The sequence below is a fragment of the uncultured Methanobrevibacter sp. genome (assembly GCF_902769175.1).
Lineage (GTDB): Archaea > Methanobacteriota > Methanobacteria > Methanobacteriales > Methanobacteriaceae > Methanobrevibacter.
This window is the reverse complement of record NZ_CACXNW010000004.1, coordinates 73,270-99,862: the sequence shown is the minus strand read 5'-3', so window position 1 is coordinate 99,862 and position 26,593 is coordinate 73,270. Positions and strand designations below refer to the sequence as shown.

Below are 26,593 nucleotides of genomic sequence, written 5' to 3'. Positions count from 1 at the left end.
GGTTAAAATAAGACCATTTTGGGATTGAAATAAGTAAACGTGTTTTCATAAATCATGATAATAATGCGAGTTAAAATAAGACCATTTTGGGATTGAAATCTAGTAGTTGTGTCATTTTCATCAGTCTTATTAACTGTTAAAATAAGACCATTTTGGGATTGAAATAACGGAAAGATACGAACGAAACTTGGGTATTTAATGTTAAAATAAGACCATTTTGGGATTGAAATGAGGATAATGAAGAGATAATGTTCTTTGAAGGTGAATTGTTAAAATAAGACCATTTTGGGATTGAAATTGATGATAAATCTCAAAACTATTCTGATTGTTAAAGTTAAAATAAGACCATTTTGGGATTGAAATTCAGTCACGTCTCCAGTTGAGCCGTTTACAAGTGCGTTAAAATAAGACCATTTTGGGATTGAAATCACTAATACTAAAAAATCTTTCATATTCTCTGAAAGTTAAAATAAGACCATTTTGGGATTGAAATCGCTATTATTTAAGCGCGTCTGGGATAGTTAATTTAGAGTTAAAATAAGACCATTTTGGGATTGAAATTTCATAGATAAAAATGCTTACGAAGGAAGCCTCAACGAGTTAAAATAAGACCATTTTGGGATTGAAATTATATTATGCTACATTGGCAGTTGCAAATATTGCTGGTTAAAATAAGACCATTTTGGGATTGAAATGAAGTACCGGTAAATAATGAAACAACTAATGATACTGTTAAAATAAGACCATTTTGGGATTGAAATTTGTCTTAATGCCTATGAGAATATGCAACTAAGTAAAGTTAAAATAAGACCATTTTGGGATTGAAATTAAGTGCAGTTATTGGAAAAATTATAATGCAAGATGGTTAAAATAAGACCATTTTGGGATTGAAATCAAAGTAGTAAAGTTAAATTACGTAAAAGAAAAGGGTTAAAATAAGACCATTTTGGGATTGAAATTTTGTCAATCAAAACATCGACACATTTAAAGTGAACGGTTAAAATAAGACCATTTTGGGATTGAAATTAACACTACTCATCAACTTATACTTCCACCTGGTAGTTAAAATAAGACCATTTTGGGATTGAAATTTATTCGTTGATATGGTCAATCTCCGACAGTGAATAGTTAAAATAAGACCATTTTGGGATTGAAATTAAGTATGATTCTGTTCTAAAGGAGTCTGTTCCTGTGTTAAAATAAGACCATTTTGGGATTGAAATTTTGTTACACTAATATAAAAATGGAGATGATATAAAGTTAAAATAAGACCATTTTGGGATTGAAATAACAGTTAACCTAAATGGTAAATTTGAGGTCTTGAAGTTAAAATAAGACCATTTTGGGATTGAAATTACCCTGATAGTCTTATACAAGTGCTTATTGACCGTGTTAAAATAAGACCATTTTGGGATTGAAATAGTTATAGGTGAAAAAAACAATACCTCACTGCTACAGTTAAAATAAGACCATTTTGGGATTGAAATTCCCATTCTATTATATTATTATCATATTTACCTCTGTTAAAATAAGACCATTTTGGGATTGAAATTGTTGTATTAGGTTTTGTAGATAACAGCATTTATGCGTTAAAATAAGACCATTTTGGGATTGAAATACAAATTTCCAGGGCGATGGCGGTTGGTTTGTAAAGGTTAAAATAAGACCATTTTGGGATTGAAATAGGGTTCGGGAAGTGCTTGATTTACAGATTACAAAAAGTTAAAATAAGACCATTTTGGGATTGAAATAGAAGAGTTTTTTGAACAAATGCTTACAAGGGTTAAGTTAAAATAAGACCATTTTGGGATTGAAATTAGGACTCGGCAGCAGGTATCCACAGCGACGTGCAAGGTTAAAATAAGACCATTTTGGGATTGAAATTCATTCGTATTGATGAAAACAAGAATTCTGAATTGAGTTAAAATAAGACCATTTTGGGATTGAAATAAATTCACAACTCATATCCCGGCCCATATACGTGCCGGTTAAAATAAGACCATTTTGGGATTGAAATGGAATATGTTTGTGCTTGTTTGATACTATTTTTGCAGTTAAAATAAGACCATTTTGGGATTGAAATATTGAAGTAATAATTTACTTCCTTAAGCATGAAAATGTTAAAATAAGACCATTTTGGGATTGAAATGTTTCAAATCAACCAAAGAATTATGGTAATCTTTGGAGTTAAAATAAGACCATTTTGGGATTGAAATATCTTCACAATAACCTTCATGCATGAGGAAATACAGTTAAAATAAGACCATTTTGGGATTGAAATACACCAACATAAAGAGTATTACTAGAAAGGGTAGGATGTTAAAATAAGACCATTTTGGGATTGAAATTTGTGATGGTTTCATCGATGGTTTGATGGTCGTCTTGTTAAAATAAGACCATTTTGGGATTGAAATTAAAAAATATGGTAAAAATAACTGATATACCTATTGAGTTAAAATAAGACCATTTTGGGATTGAAATTTATCTGCAGAAACCAGACGAAAATTAAGCAAAGTAAGTTAAAATAAGACCATTTTGGGATTGAAATGACGGTAATCGTATTATCCAGCTTATTCAGCTCTTCGTTAAAATAAGACCATTTTGGGATTGAAATTCGTTCACGGGAAACATTGCATGGTGTTACATTATCCGTTAAAATAAGACCATTTTGGGATTGAAATTAATTTTACTTTTGTGGTTATTAAAATAGAGAAAAAAGTTAAAATAAGACCATTTTGGGATTGAAATTAATTATGGAAAACCATTATCTGCAGAAACCAGACGGTTAAAATAAGACCATTTTGGGATTGAAATTCGTACTATCCGCGGCAAAGTGTACGACGAGGAAATGGTTAAAATAAGACCATTTTGGGATTGAAATAGAAGAACTAGCAGAACTCTTTTTCATCGTGATATGGTTAAAATAAGACCATTTTGGGATTGAAATTATGACCTAATAAAATTATTGGATTTGTATACGTATGTTAAAATAAGACCATTTTGGGATTGAAATGTTTCATAATACCGCCAGGAGCGGTGAAAAAAACAAGTTAAAATAAGACCATTTTGGGATTGAAATGGATGACAGTAGCACTAGCGCTGAATACCCATCAGGTTAAAATAAGACCATTTTGGGATTGAAATGAATCCAAAAAGGAAAACACAAGTACAAGACAGAAAGTTAAAATAAGACCATTTTGGGATTGAAATATCGACATTACACTCACCGGTTTTGATGAAATAGAAGTTAAAATAAGACCATTTTGGGATTGAAATGTAAGCGACGCTACCGTAAATATCGGTTATGGTGAGTTAAAATAAGACCATTTTGGGATTGAAATCACCATCATCATCATCAATATCCTCAATTGTCCTGAGTTAAAATAAGACCATTTTGGGATTGAAATACTGGTTACATTGCACTTGACAGTTATGATGATTTCAGTTAAAATAAGACCATTTTGGGATTGAAATTACTCCGTGTCAATCGTAGGATATGTTCCTAAACGTGTTAAAATAAGACCATTTTGGGATTGAAATGCATATTGCTTAGGATAAAGCCGTACCTTTTTCTTTGGTTAAAATAAGACCATTTTGGGATTGAAATCCATACTTTTTAGTAGCGGCTACAATTGCTACACTTGTTAAAATAAGACCATTTTGGGATTGAAATTTATATCCATATTCACTAACTCTAAGCTCTGTTTATCGTTAAAATAAGACCATTTTGGGATTGAAATACAACAGGGTCACTGTTTTCCTCAACAATTGTCAAGTTAAAATAAGACCATTTTGGGATTGAAATTGAGACAAGGGACCATACTAGCACGCAGAAATCTTGTTAAAATAAGACCATTTTGGGATTGAAATATAAGTGATATGCCTCGCTTCCTTCCGTGAAATCAGTGTTAAAATAAGACCATTTTGGGATTGAAATGTGGTTGCTTTGTAATGCCAATTCCCATATTTTTGGGTTAAAATAAGACCATTTTGGGATTGAAATAAAGCTCTCATCAAAGCATTCCATCAGATTGAATTGTTAAAATAAGACCATTTTGGGATTGAAATCCGTCCGTAACGTATAATGTGCCGGCAAGTGTAAAAGTTAAAATAAGACCATTTTGGGATTGAAATTAATCAAAAGTTTGAGTACCGAATATTATATTCCTAGTTAAAATAAGACCATTTTGGGATTGAAATGGAGGTGACTTTGTTTTCCAGGTCTGTTATTTGTGAGTTAAAATAAGACCATTTTGGGATTGAAATCAAGTTGCACTAAGAGTATAGGTACCCATAGTAACATGTTAAAATAAGACCATTTTGGGATTGAAATTGTTTGAATTCAAAGTATAGTAATCTTTGATTTATTGTTAAAATAAGACCATTTTGGGATTGAAATCGGAATACCCTGAGGCTACATTGGAGACAATAACACCGTTAAAATAAGACCATTTTGGGATTGAAATCAATTAGTTGCTGCAATGGAAAATCATGAGTATCAAGTTAAAATAAGACCATTTTGGGATTGAAATTGCATTCACGGGCGGTACTGATATTGAAGATGATGAGTTAAAATAAGACCATTTTGGGATTGAAATTGGAAAAATAAGAAACTAGTAGATAAATATAATATGTTAAAATAAGACCATTTTGGGATTGAAATTTTTGATGGTAAGATAGGAGATAAGATTGAAGCTGAGTTAAAATAAGACCATTTTGGGATTGAAATCCGTCTATGTTGGTGGGATGAATTTGCATGGTACCCGTTAAAATAAGACCATTTTGGGATTGAAATACAAGCTGTTAAAGCATTGCAGAAGCAGTGTAAGAGTTAAAATAAGACCATTTTGGGATTGAAATTTCAAATTAATATTATCATCAGCGTCAGTGATGAAAGGTTAAAATAAGACCATTTTGGGATTGAAATGTGTATTAGTAAGTCAATCTGATTTAGGTATCAATGGTTAAAATAAGACCATTTTGGGATTGAAATATCACCTCTTTTCGCATTTTTTTTTGGTGGCTTGGTTAAAATAAGACCATTTTGGGATTGAAATCGGGCTGATGAATGCCCAGCTTGCAGCAACTGCAGGGTTAAAATAAGACCATTTTGGGATTGAAATTGTGCAAACAACGGGTTATTATTGTGTACAATTTCTGTTAAAATAAGACCATTTTGGGATTGAAATAACTTTTTCTAACGGCTGCCCGTTCAAATAACGTGCGTTAAAATAAGACCATTTTGGGATTGAAATGGGAAAAATCTTGAATTTTGCGATGTATCGCAGCGTTAAAATAAGACCATTTTGGGATTGAAATGGGTCATGCAGATCCTTCTCTGTCTTCACCACCCTTGTTAAAATAAGACCATTTTGGGATTGAAATAATGATTTTATTATAATTGTATTTTTTTTGTAAATGGTTAAAATAAGACCATTTTGGGATTGAAATTAGCTAAACCCGTAGTATCCTCCTTAAATCAGTATAGTTAAAATAAGACCATTTTGGGATTGAAATTCGTTTTATACACTTGAAATGGTACCATTTCAGTAATGTTAAAATAAGACCATTTTGGGATTGAAATATCATACACTGGTTATATGCACTGTTAGTTGTTATTTGTTAAAATAAGACCATTTTGGGATTGAAATCCATCTTCCATGAAATCTCCTTTTCCCCTGCCCAAAGTTAAAATAAGACCATTTTGGGATTGAAATAAGTTTAATATTTCTTCATGTACATGTCCTATTTCACTAGTTAAAATAAGACCATTTTGGGATTGAAATCGTTCAAGGTGCATTTCGGGAATACGATTGTACATTGTTAAAATAAGACCATTTTGGGATTGAAATTTATGTACTCAAAAGACTTATGATTTTTGTCCATTGTGTTAAAATAAGACCATTTTGGGATTGAAATTTGTGATAGTTTCATCGATGGTCTGATGGTCGTCTTGTTAAAATAAGACCATTTTGGGATTGAAATACTGTCATGGATTCATCGCTGACTTCGAGTGATAAGGTTAAAATAAGACCATTTTGGGATTGAAATTGACCTAATACGCATGATAGACGGTAATATCCCGTACAAGTTAAAATAAGACCATTTTGGGATTGAAATTAAATTTACGCAGGGATTCATCATCGGTTTTTAATTGTTAAAATAAGACCATTTTGGGATTGAAATGCGGCAGTACAAGTGCCGATGCAGACCTACAACAGCGTTAAAATAAGACCATTTTGGGATTGAAATCCTTTTTTCCATTTTTTCAAGAGAATGAGAAATCCTCGTTAAAATAAGACCATTTTGGGATTGAAATCAATACGCGGGTTTCAGGCATAATACGGATTGGGTGTTAAAATAAGACCATTTTGGGATTGAAATTGCTTCATATTACCATAAAAAATATGGTAAAAATAGTTAAAATAAGACCATTTTGGGATTGAAATATGGAACAAGTGTACACTTGGATTTGTACATGGAAAGGTTAAAATAAGACCATTTTGGGATTGAAATGGAGAAGCGGGGAGGGCTTGTATGAGCAAATACGCGTTAAAATAAGACCATTTTGGGATTGAAATTCTTCTCAATCGTATCCTTCACTTCATCAAGTATCTGTTAAAATAAGACCATTTTGGGATTGAAATTTTGATTGCGTTCATAATTTCCTTTGATACGATTTTCGTTAAAATAAGACCATTTTGGGATTGAAATAGAAACAAGCTGATATCATAGAACATGATGAATAATGTTAAAATAAGACCATTTTGGGATTGAAATTGATTTCTTTCCTGATTTCTTCTCGCAGACTTGCTTGGTTAAAATAAGACCATTTTGGGATTGAAATGGAGTCTGGTGCTCTTTCAACTTGTCTGCACAGACGTTAAAATAAGACCATTTTGGGATTGAAATTTCTGAAATTTCACAACATTATATGTTGGAGAAACTGTTAAAATAAGACCATTTTGGGATTGAAATAGTTGATCTCCTAGAAGACAAAGAAACTATTCAAGAGTTAAAATAAGACCATTTTGGGATTGAAATTTACAAATCAGAATCAGCCTGCAGCAAGGCATTAGGGTTAAAATAAGACCATTTTGGGATTGAAATAACCATGCAGCTATTTTCTTTGCAGCTGCCAAACCTGGTTAAAATAAGACCATTTTGGGATTGAAATAATGCAAAAGTAACATTGGATAATGGTGTATCTCAAGTTAAAATAAGACCATTTTGGGATTGAAATAGAGGGCTATAATGATTTGCACCGTTTAGGTGTAAAGTTAAAATAAGACCATTTTGGGATTGAAATCTTTTCCTTCATTATCGGTAGTGCGGTCACCATAACGTTAAAATAAGACCATTTTGGGATTGAAATGCTACAAACATGGGAATCTAAACGAATAGCACGTAGTTAAAATAAGACCATTTTGGGATTGAAATTTGTATTCAGATGCAGAGGGCAAAGCGGTCTTCTCGTTAAAATAAGACCATTTTGGGATTGAAATATGTTTCACGACAAAGAGGAAACCAGAGCTATTTTTGTTAAAATAAGACCATTTTGGGATTGAAATCAGGCCTATTACAAGACAATATCAGCACATTGATAAGTTAAAATAAGACCATTTTGGGATTGAAATTACTATTCACCTTTACAACGGCTTGACTGCTTTTAGTTAAAATAAGACCATTTTGGGATTGAAATCAAACCAGATATCTATTTTGAATATATCACAGAAAAGTTAAAATAAGACCATTTTGGGATTGAAATTGAATTTCTAATAAGCGGTAAGACACGTGATACAATTGTTAAAATAAGACCATTTTGGGATTGAAATTTCTTCCTTTGTCAAGCTGTAATCGATGTATAAATGTTAAAATAAGACCATTTTGGGATTGAAATTACTGTGCGTCAAGAATGTCCCGTACAGTATCACTTGTTAAAATAAGACCATTTTGGGATTGAAATTGAACATGGCTTGACAAAGAATGGCAGGAAAATAGGGTTAAAATAAGACCATTTTGGGATTGAAATAGTTAAACGATGTGCATTTGCCATCTGAGCTCACAAGTTAAAATAAGACCATTTTGGGATTGAAATTTGCAAAAGCGCTTGGCATAAAATTCAAGGAGAAAAAGTTAAAATAAGACCATTTTGGGATTGAAATGAATGTTTTTGTAGCTGAGTGCTGGTCTTCCAACAAGGTTAAAATAAGACCATTTTGGGATTGAAATCAACTAATGCTTTTGAAAGGTTTCCACCAAGTGCCTGTTAAAATAAGACCATTTTGGGATTGAAATCGTTTTAGCCACTGAAATAAACGTTTTTCACCGTCTGTTAAAATAAGACCATTTTGGGATTGAAATTATCATAACCCAGTGTGACACCCACGATATCGTATTGTTAAAATAAGACCATTTTGGGATTGAAATTTAGCCCCTTGGCTTAATTCATCACTTATCACTTCCGTTAAAATAAGACCATTTTGGGATTGAAATTTATAATAGGCATTGTCATATTTGCTCTTCAAATAAGTTAAAATAAGACCATTTTGGGATTGAAATTCGTTGCCTCTTACTCTTTCCTTAACAGTTACTTCCTGTTAAAATAAGACCATTTTGGGATTGAAATTATTATATATTTCATCGATATTATCAATGAGGTATTGTTAAAATAAGACCATTTTGGGATTGAAATTTTCTTCTTGTGTTATCGGCAAGTTTAGGCCTATGCGTTAAAATAAGACCATTTTGGGATTGAAATGTGTATGATTGGCCTAACCGATAATCTCACTACAAGTTAAAATAAGACCATTTTGGGATTGAAATGACTCCCAGTTTTGAGATTGATGTTGATGTGGCAAACGTTAAAATAAGACCATTTTGGGATTGAAATCTTTCCTTGCCTAAGCTGAAACAGTCACGAACTAGTTGTTAAAATAAGACCATTTTGGGATTGAAATATTCGAGACTTGAGAAAACGCCTATGCCTTCATTATCGTTAAAATAAGACCATTTTGGGATTGAAATGTGTATGATTGGTCTAACAGATAATCTCACTACAAGCGTTAAAATAAGACCATTTTGGGATTGAAATTGTCAATTTGCCCGATGAAAATGAGGTTTTTCTCGGTTAAAATAAGACCATTTTGGGATTGAAATTACCACATTATGAGGACAGGACAATGCTACAAACAGGTTAAAATAAGACCATTTTGGGATTGAAATACCCAAATTGCCTAATAACCTTGGTCCGCCGTCCCTGTTAAAATAAGACCATTTTGGGATTGAAATTTGTCCGTCTGAATCTATGCGGATGAACATTTTCAAGTTAAAATAAGACCATTTTGGGATTGAAATGAAAAAAATTAAGCAAAGCAAAAAGCAGCACTGGTGTTAAAATAAGACCATTTTGGGATTGAAATGTTTCTTTGTATAGTAGTAGCCATTCTCGTATGTCATGTTAAAATAAGACCATTTTGGGATTGAAATAGATTCTCATGTAAACGATTAACCGTAATCATAGATGTTAAAATAAGACCATTTTGGGATTGAAATTTGTCTTCATTCCTCATCCTTTTCTTCTTGTGTAGGCGTTAAAATAAGACCATTTTGGGATTGAAATCATGATGCCACCTTTCACCATCAAAAACATTACAATGTTAAAATAAGACCATTTTGGGATTGAAATTTTTTTTTCACCTCTAATATTCTTTTTTTTTCTAATGTTAAAATAAGACCATTTTGGGATTGAAATTACTAGTCTTTGTTGTGATTCTATTTTGTTTTGTTCGTTAAAATAAGACCATTTTGGGATTGAAATGGAAGATGGAGGATTAACCACTTGCAAGTTATGGGAGTTAAAATAAGACCATTTTGGGATTGAAATAAGAAAAAATCGTATGTTCGTATAGTATGAAACAAGTTAAAATAAGACCATTTTGGGATTGAAATATATGCGTTTGTAACGCCTTCATTGTTTAGCCAATGTTAAAATAAGACCATTTTGGGATTGAAATTTCCTCCAGACTTATATAATTGAAGGTTTGATTGTGTTAAAATAAGACCATTTTGGGATTGAAATTGCGCCATTATATTGCTTGCACGGGTCCACATACCGCGTTAAAATAAGACCATTTTGGGATTGAAATAATCGTATCGTTGCAGAGGAAAAAACCGAATATTATTGTTAAAATAAGACCATTTTGGGATTGAAATACATGTACGAACAAAATGAATTTTTTATTGAAAAAAAGTTAAAATAAGACCATTTTGGGATTGAAATGGTGTCTGGTGCTCTTTCAACTTGTCTGCACAGACATTGTTAAAATAAGACCATTTTGGGATTGAAATCTCAGAGAGCATACTGTTTATTTCGAACAGAGTAAAAGTTAAAATAAGACCATTTTGGGATTGAAATTAATCTATGTTTTCAAATAGTACTTTGCCCATATTAGTTAAAATAAGACCATTTTGGGATTGAAATAGAAAGCTCTGAAATACCATGTTAGCTGTTGTAGGTGTTAAAATAAGACCATTTTGGGATTGAAATATTGCCGTTCATTATTACGGCTACGAGCATTACTCAAGTTAAAATAAGACCATTTTGGGATTGAAATCGGATAGTACGGTGGTCTATTTCAAATACGAGGTAGGTTAAAATAAGACCATTTTGGGATTGAAATAAAGAAAAAATCATCAAGAAAATCGCGGAACTGGAAGTTAAAATAAGACCATTTTGGGATTGAAATTTGAGGTAGAGGGTGTAACCCTCACGTTTAATAGTTGGTTAAAATAAGACCATTTTGGGATTGAAATTGGTCTTCATCGTCAAGCTCCTCAGCTATTACATAGGTTAAAATAAGACCATTTTGGGATTGAAATTCGCCTCATTCAAGGGGTTGCTGTCCTCATCAACAAGTTAAAATAAGACCATTTTGGGATTGAAATTAATCACAATCACAAAAGCTTGAAAGTCTACAAGACAGTTAAAATAAGACCATTTTGGGATTGAAATTAACCAATGCTACGCCGGTCATATATCATCCTTTTCGTTAAAATAAGACCATTTTGGGATTGAAATTGTAATTTTGCACATTTACCTTTATGATTTTTCAACAGTTAAAATAAGACCATTTTGGGATTGAAATTCTACAATCACCTCTCACATGTGCTAGTAGTGCAAAGTTAAAATAAGACCATTTTGGGATTGAAATATTTTTGTCCACGCTCACTGGATTTAGAAAATCAAGTTAAAATAAGACCATTTTGGGATTGAAATTTGATCCCAAAAAAATAATGCATCTGGATTGATTTGGTTAAAATAAGACCATTTTGGGATTGAAATGAACAATCACAGATGAAGCAAAGAAGAAACTAAGGAGTTAAAATAAGACCATTTTGGGATTGAAATTAAGATTCATTGTACCGCTGACATTCACCTTCTGATTGTTAAAATAAGACCATTTTGGGATTGAAATTCGTTCACGGGAAACACTTCATGGTGTTACATTATGTTAAAATAAGACCATTTTGGGATTGAAATCATGTACCGAAAAGACACACGTGATGAGGTTATTCATGGTTAAAATAAGACCATTTTGGGATTGAAATATACCAGACTCCTAGACGTCATAACAGACTTGATAGTGGTTAAAATAAGACCATTTTGGGATTGAAATGTTGATATGTTCCACTCAGAATTATACTGAATAATTGGTTAAAATAAGACCATTTTGGGATTGAAATTTTTCATCGGTTGTTAAGGGGTCTCTGCCTGATACATGTTAAAATAAGACCATTTTGGGATTGAAATTCTTTTTCTATTGTTTCTGTTGCCTCGCATAATTCAGTTAAAATAAGACCATTTTGGGATTGAAATTCATATTCCCAAAATGCACCTTGAATGTGGAGTATAAGTTAAAATAAGACCATTTTGGGATTGAAATAAATTGCGTGAAAAACTAATGAAAAGAGAGGATATCCGTTAAAATAAGACCATTTTGGGATTGAAATATTATCAATTTGCGCATGTCTGTGGATTCTACAAGTGTTAAAATAAGACCATTTTGGGATTGAAATATGCCACCAAGGCGGCTATGATTGCAACAATTGGCCCGTTAAAATAAGACCATTTTGGGATTGAAATAAAAAACTAGTTGAAGACATCTTCAAAGAGGTAATAGTTAAAATAAGACCATTTTGGGATTGAAATAATCTTCCTGCATTGTCTATGAGCTGCTGTGGACTGGTTAAAATAAGACCATTTTGGGATTGAAATCTATCATAACCCTTCTCTGTTGCTTCAAATGGGTCGGTTAAAATAAGACCATTTTGGGATTGAAATTCCGTAAACTACAATTGCTTTAATATTGATTATCAAGGTTAAAATAAGACCATTTTGGGATTGAAATTGCACAGGCGTCATAAAAATAAATACCTCGTCCGTCAGTTAAAATAAGACCATTTTGGGATTGAAATTATTCTCATTATACACTTTTCCAGTGATATGACGAGTTAAAATAAGACCATTTTGGGATTGAAATAAAAATCAACAAATTTCACTTTATTCACCTCAATAGTTAAAATAAGACCATTTTGGGATTGAAATGCAATTGAGCTCGCAGCACGAGTCATGAATTTCCTTGGTTAAAATAAGACCATTTTGGGATTGAAATTGTTTATTCTATTATTTTTACTTTTTCTGATTTTTTAGTTAAAATAAGACCATTTTGGGATTGAAATCTTTTCATATCTTCTATTTTTTTTAGTGATGTCTTCGTTAAAATAAGACCATTTTGGGATTGAAATTCTGTTTTTGTTAATCTTGATATTACAGGCAGTATGCGTTAAAATAAGACCATTTTGGGATTGAAATGAAACACCTGCTATAATAGAAATAGCTAAGGAAGTGGTTAAAATAAGACCATTTTGGGATTGAAATTTGTCCTCATCTGAAGTTGATGAGATAGTCAACATAGTTAAAATAAGACCATTTTGGGATTGAAATCTTCCCTACCCGTATGATGAACAGAACAGTGTTCGCTGTTAAAATAAGACCATTTTGGGATTGAAATACGGTTGATCACTGTATTAATCTGGTTACGAGTAAGCGTTAAAATAAGACCATTTTGGGATTGAAATACGGGTAAGTTCGGTCAAAGAAGCGTTGTCCTAACAGTTAAAATAAGACCATTTTGGGATTGAAATTTGTCCAGTGTTACTTTGGCATTGGGCAATGTAGTGTTAAAATAAGACCATTTTGGGATTGAAATTGACCTAATCCGCATGATAGACGGTAATATCCCGTAGTTAAAATAAGACCATTTTGGGATTGAAATATGGCAAATATCTATGTGCAATTGGAAGACCCTCCGCGTTAAAATAAGACCATTTTGGGATTGAAATAAGAAAAAATCATCAAGAAAATCGCGGAACTGGAAAGTTAAAATAAGACCATTTTGGGATTGAAATGTGTCTGAAGCTACTGTGAATATTGGGTACGGAGACCGTTAAAATAAGATCATTTTGGGATTGAAATTGAAAAGACCTGTATGAGCTTCTTTTAGGTAGGGTTGTTAAAATAAGACCATTTTGGGATTGAAATTCCTTCTGACTGCCTATCATCATGCCAAAATATATAGTTAAAATAAGACCATTTTGGGATTGAAATGGAGCTTAAAAGCCCATGGTCCACGGGACTGTTCATGTTAAAATAAGACCATTTTGGGATTGAAATTTTGAAGGAATTGTGATACAGATAGCGCTGTGTGGGTGTTAAAATAAGACCATTTTGGGATTGAAATCCGGTTATTTGGATGTAACCATTGTGTCTTACGACGCGTTAAAATAAGACCATTTTGGGATTGAAATATTGCAATGAAGGGAATCCAGGGGCTGATGAATGCCGTTAAAATAAGACCATTTTGGGATTGAAATCCAGTATATTGGCTTACCGCTCGCGGATATTTGATTGTTAAAATAAGACCATTTTGGGATTGAAATTTGCATTGACTGTTAATTCAACAGAATCGCCTACATGTTAAAATAAGACCATTTTGGGATTGAAATTTCCTGAGTTTGTTTGGTATGGGGTGTACAAACAAGTTAAAATAAGACCATTTTGGGATTGAAATTTGCAAGCTTGCAGCACATCTGATACGATAGTAGTAGTTAAAATAAGACCATTTTGGGATTGAAATTTATCTGCAGAAACCAGAAGAAAATTAAGCAAATCAAGTTAAAATAAGACCATTTTGGGATTGAAATGAATAATACTCTTACGGTTTGGAAAAGGGCTGCTAAGTTAAAATAAGACCATTTTGGGATTGAAATTGAGATGATGATGGAGGATGATAATCTTGCTGAACGGGGTTAAAATAAGACCATTTTGGGATTGAAATGCAGGATACTTAACCTTGACTGATACGAATGGGAAGGTTAAAATAAGACCATTTTGGGATTGAAATCCAGAAAAGAAGGCCAATGAGCTATTGTGGACGAGTTAAAATAAGACCATTTTGGGATTGAAATTTGCCTCGTTGAGAGGGTTACTGTCCTCATCAACAAGTTAAAATAAGACCATTTTGGGATTGAAATAACACAACTGGAGCATTTGTCCTCATCGTAAAGATGAGTTAAAATAAGACCATTTTGGGATTGAAATGTGTGAAACTGTTTGCAGCATATATGTCCTGTTTGAGTTAAAATAAGACCATTTTGGGATTGAAATCCTCCTTTCATTATTTTTTCCCTGAGTTTTGGGAAAGTTAAAATAAGACCATTTTGGGATTGAAATTTCCTTTTTAGATTCATCAAACGCCTCTATCAAGTTGTTAAAATAAGACCATTTTGGGATTGAAATTCACCATATCGAGGAGTATTTGGTATCGTTGATGAGTTAAAATAAGACCATTTTGGGATTGAAATCATCACTCATACGAGACAAGGAGACTGGTTCCTCATCGTTAAAATAAGACCATTTTGGGATTGAAATTATTTTCACGGAATATAGGAATGGAATATTTAGATTAGTTAAAATAAGACCATTTTGGGATTGAAATATCTTCACAACTCATATCCCGCCCCATATACGTGCCGGTTAAAATAAGACCATTTTGGGATTGAAATTTGAGTAATGAATGTAAGATTCATGAAAATATGAGTGTTAAAATAAGACCATTTTGGGATTGAAATCAATTATGGCAAATCATTATCTGCAGAAACCAGAAAGTTAAAATAAGACCATTTTGGGATTGAAATGCATTATCTTCATTTCTGATGCTGATTGATAAATCGTTAAAATAAGACCATTTTGGGATTGAAATACAAGGAACGTCAAAAAGGCACTCGGGAACATCAAGTTAAAATAAGACCATTTTGGGATTGAAATATCTATACTGATGGTGAGGGTAAAGCTGTATTCTCTGGTTAAAATAAGACCATTTTGGGATTGAAATGTCGCATATTCCACCGCTCCGTATGGTGCATAATAAGTTAAAATAAGACCATTTTGGGATTGAAATACTGTTAATATATCAAAATCTTCCTCATTCAATAAGGTTAAAATAAGACCATTTTGGGATTGAAATGAATCCGACAGAGCACATCACTACTTCAAAGACTTGTTAAAATAAGACCATTTTGGGATTGAAATTATTATATGCCTCCTCCTGTTATTCTCATGTTTTTTGTTAAAATAAGACCATTTTGGGATTGAAATCAACAAAGCGGTTAATGACACCTACAAGGAATATGAGTTAAAATAAGACCATTTTGGGATTGAAATGGCCATATATCAAGACTTTTTTCAAGGACTCTTCTTGTTAAAATAAGACCATTTTGGGATTGAAATCAAGGTATTACCAGTATCCCTACCCGTTGTTTCAAGTTAAAATAAGACCATTTTGGGATTGAAATGCCAACTAGTCGAAAGAACATAGACTATGTTGCAAAGTTAAAATAAGACCATTTTGGGATTGAAATTGAATCATGCTCCAGGCACACCCGGAGCATTTGTCCTGTTAAAATAAGACCATTTTGGGATTGAAATTTGATAGTGATAGAATAATCTATTCAACTTGTTCTGGTTAAAATAAGACCATTTTGGGATTGAAATCCACCAGTGGAAACGTTGAAAAAACGTGATACCCAGTTAAAATAAGATCATTTTGGGATTGAAATACAATCATATCATCAGTGAAACGCAACAAAAAGGAGTTAAAATAAGACCATTTTGGGATTGAAATTCTGTATCATCTCCTATTGTCTTTTTCTGGTCCCGTGTTAAAATAAGACCATTTTGGGATTGAAATATGGAAGCTGAAAAGATAGTTGAAGAAACAGCCACATGTTAAAATAAGACCATTTTGGGATTGAAATAATGATAATCATTCCTCTTCTGGATTGGTTAGCAAAGTTAAAATAAGACCATTTTGGGATTGAAATTATTCATACGTAAATGTCCAATGTGCGGCAGTACAGAGTTAAAATAAGACCATTTTGGGATTGAAATCTCCTTGCGGTGTTATGAAACCTGCTATGTGTTAGGGTTAAAATAAGACCATTTTGGGATTGAAATTTGACACTTTCCCTGACAAGTACATTGAAGATAAGGTTAAAATAAGACCATTTTGGGATTGAAATATGGGAAGATGAGGCAAAAGAACATGCTGCTATACAGGTTAAAATAAGACCATTTTGGGATTGAAATGAGTATGCTCACCAAAACTAACATCGGTGAATGTTAGTTAAAATAAGACCATTTTGGGATTGAAATAATTCTGCAGCATATTTTAGAGCTTCTAAAATACTCGTTAAAATAAGACCATTTTGGGATTGAAATTATTTTAATATTTTTGTATAATCTTTGTCTTTATCTAGTTAAAATAAGACCATTTTGGGATTGAAATTTCATCATTCATCACACTCTCTATTTTTTTTGGGAGTTAAAATAAGACCATTTTGGGATTGAAATAAGTACTTAGTATTATGTTTCATTACTTTTACTGCTTGTTAAAATAAGACCATTTTGGGATTGAAATAAATTATGCTTGTTATAAAAGTCTATTAATGCTTCTTGTTAAAATAAGACCATTTTGGGATTGAAATGAGGATATTTTGTGATAATATACCCATATCCTGCCAGTTAAAATAAGACCATTTTGGGATTGAAATGCATTGGCACAAAGCATCATAGCAGAGCTGCCAAAGAGTTAAAATAAGACCATTTTGGGATTGAAATAATGGGCAAAAAACTTGCATAATAATGGAGTTGTAAGTTAAAATAAGACCATTTTGGGATTGAAATTTGGTAACCACTTTACTAACAGATATGGTAACCAAGTTAAAATAAGACCATTTTGGGATTGAAATCTTCCTGTTCACTATTGTGCAGGAAATCTCTCTTGTGTTAAAATAAGACCATTTTGGGATTGAAATCTAATTGTGCTAATATATTCTATCATTGTTAAAATAAGACCATTTTGGGATTGAAATCTAATTGTGCTAATATATTCTATCATATTCTTTATGTGTTAAAATAAGACCATTTTGGGATTGAAATCAGTATAAGTCATCTGTAACAACATAAGTCTCCAAAGTTAAAATAAGACCATTTTGGGATTGAAATAGATTCAGGTGTTTTGGTTTCAAACCATGGAAATGGTTAAAATAAGACCATTTTGGGATTGAAATCAGGCACTGAAACAAAACTCACCAAGAGTAGTAACAGGTTAAAATAAGACCATTTTGGGATTGAAATAGTCTTCTTCATGGAATTGTTTCATGCCTGGAGGAGCGTTAAAATAAGACCATTTTGGGATTGAAATGAGTGTGCATCCCGATGAAATAATACGGGTTTTGAGTTAAAATAAGATCATTTTGGGATTGAAATAATAATAAAACAAAACCTCTTTTTTATATGTACAAAATAAAGATTAAAAAAAATATATTTTAATTTAAAAAAAAAAAAAAAATAAAAAAAAGAATAAAAAATTTAAAGAATCTCATCTATTGGGGACTTTTCAACTCCTAAAACTTTTCTAGTCAAAGATTCTTCCATCATTAATTGATAAATAATTACAGAATCACACTCTTCATCAATTATATCCATTAATCCATCACTAACTTTTTTAAATTCACTTTTGGTTAATTCTCCTTCAAATACTGAATTTTGTATCCAAAATAAATGTTGCCTTAAAAAGCTTTTTACTTTATTAACTCTTTCTACCTTAACATCATAAACTATTATAACATACATAAAAATTACCACCAAATCACAAATGGGTCATAAGTTCTCATGCCTAATACATGCTTTTTAAGTTTATAAGCCTCCAAACGAATTAATCTTTGATAAGAAACTTTCCTGCCCAAATCCTTATGTTTAATAGTTGTTTCCAGTCGTTTATTATATTCCTTAATGAAAGTAGCTCTTCCTTTATCATTCAATAGACAACAATTTAGATCTTGATTAAAGTCTTTTTTAGTAATCATTTTCTTATTTACCAAATAAAATATAACCCTATCTACAAGAAAAGGTTTAAATATTTCACTTAAATCAAGAGCAAGAGAAAATCTTCTCTCAGAAGGTTCATGCAAATAGGAAATAGTTGGATTAAGTTGAGTATTATATAATTCAGACAGTACAGTTGAATACATCATTGAATTACCAAAACTAATTAACGAATTAATCATATTTGTAGGAGGCTGTCTTGATCTACCTTCCATTTTAAATTCATCAGGAAGTATATCATCAAAATACTTATAATACTCTGCACGTATTCTACCTTCAACATTCATAACTTCAGTTATTTTACTCGCTTTTTCTATTTCTGTTATGGTTTCTTTTATGTTGTTTTCTATTTTATAATATGCCAGTACTTTTAGGATGTTTTTTGCGGAACCTTCAACAAAAAGTTTTGCAAGCTTAAGTCTTTTAGAAAAATCAATGTTATGTTCAGCTTGCTTGATTAATAAGTCTCCTGAAAGTAAAGATTCTCTTGGATAAAAGCTGCCATTGTAATAACCATAGTAATTAAAGAAATGAATTGGAATTCCTTCTTTTGCAAATAGATTAATTACTTGTGATGAGATGGTTATTTGGCCATAAGCATAAATTGAATATATTTTATTAATAGGTAATGGCTTTGAACCTTTTTCATTTACAAAGTATATTGTATTCTCTTTTCTTTTTAAAATACCTTCGGATGATAAATAATAATTCTTTTTAGACATTATAAACCTCCTTCTTAAGAAAAACAAAATTCAAAATAAGCACATTTTCGACAAATCCTAGACTTTTTAGGGTTTGGAATATCTGAATTTATAATATTGATAATATCATCTAGAACAAGTTCAAGTTCTTTTTCTTTCTCTTCTGTAAGTTCTATCTTAATTTCCTTTCTGATATTAGGATAATTAAGATAACCTACAGTATTGTTAATATCCTTTTCATTCTTTAGATAGTACATATAATATAATAATTGATATTCATGAGACTTTTCCATAGATTGCGTCTTTTTAACTTCATGAATTTCAATTGGATCTTTGTATTTAATAAAGTCCACATTTATTAGGTTGTCTATTAAGAATTCTTTTTCTTTTTTATATGAATTTTCATGTAGCTGTTTACCTAAAGAAACATTATCAGATTCTTGTTCCATTTGTATATTATGTGAAAATAACCACAATTTAGTTTTACAAATGAAATAGTAGTTTATTTGAGTTCCGTTAATTAGTTTAATTTAATCACCTATGATTTTCTATATTGGATAATATATTATTAAATCCCAAAACAGTCTTATTTCAACAAAAATCAATTTTATTTCTCCCTAGTCTTTGTGCGATATTTCAATCCCAAAACAGTCTTATTTCAATATTCTAAGGTTTGATAATTTATTCGACTATGAAATTTAAATTAAATATACTTCAAAATAACTTCAAATCGGAGGAATTATAATTAAAACCGGTTTTTAGAGAATAAAAATCATACTCGTCATCGCCGATATTGTCTTTTGGTAAAACATAGAAATAACCTACTTGTTCTAAAGATCTTATTTCAGAATACAATTCATCAAAAAAGTTTACAGAAACATTAATTATGAATTTATAAAAAATAGATGAAAACTCCCTTTGAAGCAACAGATATTGAAAATAATCCGTTTTATCCACATTTTTTAATAAGTACTGATAATAATTTAATAAGACGTCTCCATGGACACAATTCATTCCATAGACTTTTTCATCATAATCAAAACTCTTAATAAACTTTAATTCATTTAAAGAAAAAATGAATTTATTTTTATTTGAAAAATAAAATTCTTCAAGAGATTCATCATCTAACTCAAACAGATTTACATCTAAATTTTCTGAAAATATATTCACATCAGCACATATGAATATAGAAAATTGTTCTTGATTGTTATTAATTATATGAATCCCAGTTTCTTTATCCATTAGCTTAGAATAGTTTAGATTATTAAGATGTTTGATGTTATCACGATCAATGAAATTAAATTTCTCTTTATCATCTTGAATAGAATTTATTAAATTTGAAACCTCCAGATAATAATTGTCAATCTCTAAAAATGAATAATTCACATGATTTTCAAATAATTTATCTGTACAATTAATTCTTGTTTTCATTTCTTCCTTTTCATAAATGTACTCATAGAAATGTTGGCTCCTTTTATTAATTAATTTTGTTAAATAAACATTTCCTTTTATAAATTCATCATTAAAACGTTTATTTAGCTCTCTACTCCTATTACAACGCCCACGAACTTGTTCGATTGAATCAATAATAGCAAAATCCCTAACAACAAAATCAAAGCTAACATCAACTCCTGCCTCTATACTTTGGGTGCTGATTAAAAGATATTTCTGATCATCATCAAAATTATTAATTTTTGAGATAATTTCTCTTTTGGTAGATGGCATTAGACTTGAATTTAATAAGTCTATTTCAACATCTGCCCAAACTAAAGACTCCTCTTCTAGAAGTTGAGTCTCCATAAATTCAGATAATTTTTCAAAAACTAATCTGGAAGATTTAATCGTGTTAAGCACCATCAGTCCTTTTGTAAAACCTTTATTAAAATTTTTTTGAATAATGTCAGCCAAATATCCAATGAATTCTTCGTGATTTTCTTCATTAAATTCAAATGTTTTAATATTATCTTGAATTTCAGTTCTGCTAAACAAGTAATGGTTAAAGTATTTTGAAGGATTATCTATTAATGAAATATTTTCATAATATAAGTTTGATTCGGAATCCAATTTTAATTTTTCAAAATTGGGCAAAGTAGCACTCATAACAATGAAATAAATATTATAATTATTAGCTAATTCATTAATAATATAATATAGGCTGTTCCAATTTTTTAAAGGCAATGATTGTATTTCATCTAATATTATTACTGAATTTGCTAATGATGATAATTTAAATTTTAATTTTTTATTGTTTTTAATAATGCTATTAAATAAGCTAACAAAAGTTGTACAAATTACAGGATAATTAAAAAAATCATCCCTTAATAATCTATGACCTTTAAAATCATCATCTTTATTTGGGAAAATAACCTCAGAACCGGAATATATTTTTCTTATTTCACCATATTCCTCAGACAAACCAAATGAATCACAAATTACATCAAAATTCTGCTCAATAATATTAATAAAAGGCATTGCATAAATGATTCTATCCGCATCAGTATTTTCTAAAATATCCAAAGCTAATTTCATAGATGTGTTAGTTTTTCCCCCACCAGTAGGCATATGCAAGAAAAAAACATTGTTAGAATTTATTGAATTTTTCAGATTTTTAGAAGATTCCAATAACATTTGTCTTCTTAAAACATTAATATCTTTTACATTTTCTAAATCCAATTCCTGATTAAAATCCAAATTTTTATTATAAGATTTGCTGTAAAAGGAATTAAACATTTTCTCTTTTAATTGCTCATCAAGACGTTCATTGAAATTAATTTTTTTTACTTCTTTAAAATTTAAATCAGCCTTATAACTGGCAAAAACATCGGCAGAAATTAACAATGAATAAATGTACATATAAAAGAAAGAAATAGGACTATACAAAACACTGATTTCATTATTCAACAACTTATAAGTTGTATCCTGCATTTTTTGAAAAATAAGCCTTTCCAAAATACTTTCTTCAGAAGCAGAAATATCTAAAAATAATGAAATTAATTTAAACGTTTCAAAAATGTCCTCATTCATACCATAAGCAAACTTAGATTGTAATAAAAGATCTTTTAAATTTGTATGATGTCCATAAATAGCATAAGCTAACATTAACAAAAATAACTTATTTTCTTCAAAAATAGTTTCATATTTTGACAAAAAAGTCAAAGAACTTGTTAAAGAATGGTCTGCAGTCAAATAATCAGCATATTCATCTAAACCATATTTTTTTAAAAAATTCTTTTGAGTAAGACCTTGTTCATTTTTAGAATTTAAACGATTGATTTGAAAATTAAATGATATTTTGCCAATATCATGAAAGTAAACACATGACAAGATAACATCCCAAAATTCATCAAAAGTTAAATTTATGATATTATTTTCTTGAAAGGTATTATAGAACTTATTTAAAATTTTCTTATCAATTAAATTTTCAAAAACATACTCTGTTTTCAAAAGATGGTCATTTAAAAATTCATTTGTATGTGCATAAATAAAAAAAGCATCTTCATCTAAATCAATAGATGAAGATTCAAAATCATATTTTAAATCAAAGATATCCATTCTTTATCCCCTATTTTACATAATTCAATTTCGCTATCCTCTTTTAGCTTCAAATCTGAAAAATAACAATCTTCCTCTTTAGGATATGCATAAAAAGAGATAGGAGAATATGTGAAATCAACAAAATTTTCTCTTTTTATTGGATAATCATGAATAAAATATTCATAAAAACTTTCTAATTGGGTTGGGGAACCTCTAGAAAATAAAGACCGTTTAGTACTTTTTTTCTTGGATATTAAAATAGTGTCTTTAACATTTTTTCTATTTAAGGAACCATAAACTTTATTTTCAGCAAAAAATTCTGTTTTATTGTAATTGTTTAGTATTATAGGCTCATAATCATAAACATTCTTAAATTCATAATTTAGTAAAAATTCATTTTTACCCATATAAATATTGTAAACAGAACGATTATTTTTTATTCTATCTAAAAATAAAGATTCATCATCTTTTAACGTATCTAGAAAGGATATGTAAATCTTATAATATGGATTTAATAGAACATCCTGATGAATATTTTTTATACCACTACCAGAAACATTATTAAAAGTGACTCTTTTGGTTTTTAAAGAAAATAATGGTTGTATTGAAATTTTAATATTATTAAACTTTTCAATTGAATAAATTTTATTATTATTTTCCCCAATAACGAAATCATCATATGAATAACCAAGCACAGACCCTATCATCCCAATTATAGAAGTTTTAGGAGGAATAAAATAAGATAAAATTCCTCCACTATTAGAAAATGACTTGCTAAAGCAACCGAATTTACTCCAAATATCCAATTCTATAATTTTAGAAAAATTCATAGTAATTACCTAAATTTATAATAATTCATTAGGTTCCTTACAGTCACATTTAGTAATTAAATCAGAAAACTTAATTTCATCATATTCTAAAGTTAATTCATCAGAATCATAAAAGAATTCGATTGAACCAATTAAATTCACATATTTATTTAACTTTTTGAATAAAATATTGCAGTCTAATTTAATTTCCTCTTCACCTAATTTATGTTCTTTAATATTAGAAACTTTAATTAATTCTTTTAACTCCCCAATATTTACAATAGTATCCTCATCAACGAATTTTATCAAAACTAATAATTTGGAATCAGATTTTTTACTGGTTGATTTTCTAGCATTGGTACCAAACCATAAAGCCTTTTTAAATAAATCCAAGTCAGATTCCAACAATAAATTAGGATGATTTTTTGGATTGATAGTTATATCATAAGTAATTATCGCATCATCAACTACCGCTTCTGATCCATTAGTTTTTTGCTTGCCAGACTCTGTGGCGAAAGGAGCACCTATTTGAAGACGTTTAATCTGTGCATCATTGATGTCTACACCATAAGATAATTGTATAGGTCCATAAATTTGTTTAGAATCCTCATTTTTGAAACTGAATGTTCCACCAAACATTCTAACATCAGGAGAATTATTTTTTAAAGCTTCAAAATCTTCTTTGAATAACAACTTAAATACATCATCACGAGTTCTGAATTTGTTATCTTCTTCTTTAGCATTATCAGTTAATCTTGGGAAGAAGAAAACAATGTTCTTTTTTTCCTCCAAATCTTCTATTGATTCATGAATGTATTTACGAACATTATATTTAATGCATTTATCAGTTGTAAACACATTTCCATCAAAATTCCTAGGAGAATTGTCTACAAAATCCCCATTAGGATTACCTAAAATTGTTTCAGTTACATATATTCCTTGATAAAAGTTTTTAACAGTATTTTCTTCAGTAATATTTACACCACCTAAATTTAAGCGCCATAGCTAGAGGATAAAATATTTTCAGTATAATACCCTGTAAAGATCAACAACAAATAATCTTCAAAGAAAAAATCATCTTCATCAAACAACTCATTAAAATTGTTTTCAAAAATTTTAAATATAAATTTACCTTTTTTATTCATACCACTAATATAATAATTATTTTTTTGTAATACTTCAGAAGTGAATAATTTTTTAATATTGTTTTTATTAGCATTTAGAACAAAATTGTAAAAAATGTCTGAATTTTTGCCTCCTGTCTTTTTTGTGGTATCAATTAAAGAAATAAATTGCCCTATTAAATAATATTTGAGAGAAACATCTTTTTCAATAGTTTCAAAAATCTCTTTTTCATCTTTAGCACTTATTTTTTTAAAATCATAACCCTTATGATATTTGGAAAAAATTTCTTTTAATTTCTTTACATTTTCATCTTCTAACATTGACTCACCTAAAAATTCTTTTATAATCATAAAATAATAATTTAGATAATTTAAAATTCTACATTTATGACTCTTATTATTTGTAGTATTCCTTTGGAGCTTAATTAAAACATTTAAGATCATTTCATCAATCATGCTTTTATTTAATGCATCCTCATTGAGTTCATAAACAAAATTAAATATACTGTGCATATATTTTGTAAATATAGAAACAGTTTTAGAATCAAAACCATATAAAATTCCACCGGAACCAGTTAAATCCCTAGTATAAATATTATAGAAATTAAATAAACTAGGATCCTTAATTTGTTCACCATCAAATTTTATAAATAAAGACTTGAAAATCTGCTCTAAATCAAATAAATTATTTACAAATTGTTTATCCTCTTCAATGTTGCTAAAATATTTTTCATTAAATAAATAATTTAAGCCATTATCATACAATTTAATTTCTTTATTAAAATCGATTAAGAAAGCTTGGTAATTTTCAACATATTTGTTAATAACATATGTATTACCATTTCCTTCTTTATAAAAAACTAAATCATAATTAAATTGCTTTGAATTATCTTTAAGAAATTCATTTATTTTTGAAAAAGAACTTTTATCTTCTAAATGGGATATTTTTACAAAAGATTCATAATCATAAATTCCTTTTGATTTAGGTATTATCATCATTGGACCATTTAATGCCTTTTTTAAATTATCTTCTGCAGTCCTTAAATAAGAATTACAAAGATTACAAATCCTCAATCTAGAATTTGACATATTTTCAGAGAAATTAAATGATGCGGGTTTAGATAATGCATAACTCCCTAAAGAAGGGTAAGTGATAGACTCCTTTCCACAAAAAGAACAGATTCCTTTATCAAAATCTTTAATTTTTTCATCTCTCTTTTTGAAAATCTTTGAATAAAAAATAAATAAATCATTTATTAAATCAAATGAATTTCCAAAACAACAAGATAAATAAAAATTTGGTCTTGATTTTTTATCAAAGTCCTCTGAATCCTTTAATTCCAAAATTTTAGAAATAATAACATCACTATTTTCAAAAATAAATTTATAATAATCCACTATTAACAAAGAAAGATCATCAAAAGTATTTTTTGAAAAAAATGATGAAAATAATTCATTTTTTTCATCATCCAAAGCACAATCATTTATAAAATTGTCACTATCTACATAAATATTACTTAATGCAGCAACAAATTCTTTATTATTACTATTAGACTTAATTGACCTTTCAACTTTATATTTAAATTTTTTTATTTTATCAGGATCTACTTCCCCATTCTTTAAAAAATTATGGTCTAATTTTATAAAAAAAGGAGATAAACCTAATAAATTAGATTTTGAAGGAATCATAAATCTTTGGTCAGTTGAAATTAAAAAATCTTTAGAAAAGATAGAATCTTCAAAATAATTAAAATGTTCTCCAATATCCTTTTTTAAATAAAGATTATTTAAATTAAATTTCCCATCTACATAATTTACAACTAGTATATAATCAGCATCTTTGGTATCTTTTCCAAAATCATCCATATCATTATTAGATAACCACTTTCCATATTCGATTAAATCACCTATCATATT

Annotated in this window: 7 protein-coding genes and 1 CRISPR repeat array (1 of these 8 cut by a window edge); all 7 genes read right to left on the bottom strand. The window is 29.7% G+C overall.

Annotated features, from left to right (window positions below; translation table 11 throughout):
- Positions 1-17,890: a CRISPR direct-repeat array (repeat unit 30 nt; unit sequence GTTAAAATAAGACCATTTTGGGATTGAAAT) (it extends 792 nt beyond the left edge of the window).
- A gap of 102 nt (positions 17,891-17,992) precedes the next feature.
- Complete coding sequence (gene cas2, locus QZV12_RS02300; RefSeq protein WP_295616570.1) at positions 17,993-18,256, bottom strand: CRISPR-associated endonuclease Cas2; 264 nt, start codon at positions 18,254-18,256, stop codon at positions 17,993-17,995.
- A 5-nt stretch (positions 18,257-18,261) separates the two neighbouring features.
- Entirely contained in the window at positions 18,262-19,230 is a 969-nt protein-coding gene (cas1b, locus tag QZV12_RS02295; RefSeq protein WP_295616567.1) for a type I-B CRISPR-associated endonuclease Cas1b, read from the bottom strand.
- Between the two features lie 14 nt (positions 19,231-19,244).
- Positions 19,245-19,739 carry a CRISPR-associated protein Cas4 gene (cas4, locus tag QZV12_RS02290; RefSeq protein ID WP_394350716.1) on the bottom strand — a complete coding sequence of 165 codons (495 nt, stop codon included), beginning with the start codon at positions 19,737-19,739 and terminating at the stop codon, positions 19,245-19,247.
- Positions 19,740-19,923: 184 nt separating this feature from the next.
- Positions 19,924-22,761: a CRISPR-associated helicase Cas3' gene (gene cas3 / locus QZV12_RS02285; RefSeq protein ID WP_295616563.1), complete on the bottom strand. Its 2,838-nt coding sequence runs from the start codon at positions 22,759-22,761 to the stop codon at positions 19,924-19,926.
- Positions 22,743-23,573: a CRISPR-associated protein Cas5 gene (cas5, locus tag QZV12_RS02280; RefSeq protein ID WP_295616560.1), complete on the bottom strand. Its 831-nt coding sequence runs from the start codon at positions 23,571-23,573 to the stop codon at positions 22,743-22,745. Before cas5 ends, cas3 begins: the two co-directional genes overlap by 19 nt.
- A 15-nt stretch (positions 23,574-23,588) precedes the next feature.
- On the bottom strand, positions 23,589-24,488 hold the full coding sequence (locus QZV12_RS02275) for a type I CRISPR-associated protein Cas7 (RefSeq protein ID WP_295616616.1): 900 nt from the start codon (positions 24,486-24,488) through the stop codon (positions 23,589-23,591).
- Between the two features lie 56 nt (positions 24,489-24,544).
- Entirely contained in the window at positions 24,545-26,590 is a 2,046-nt protein-coding gene (locus QZV12_RS02270; protein ID WP_295616556.1) for a hypothetical protein, read from the bottom strand.
- Between the last annotated feature and the right edge of the window lie 3 nt (positions 26,591-26,593).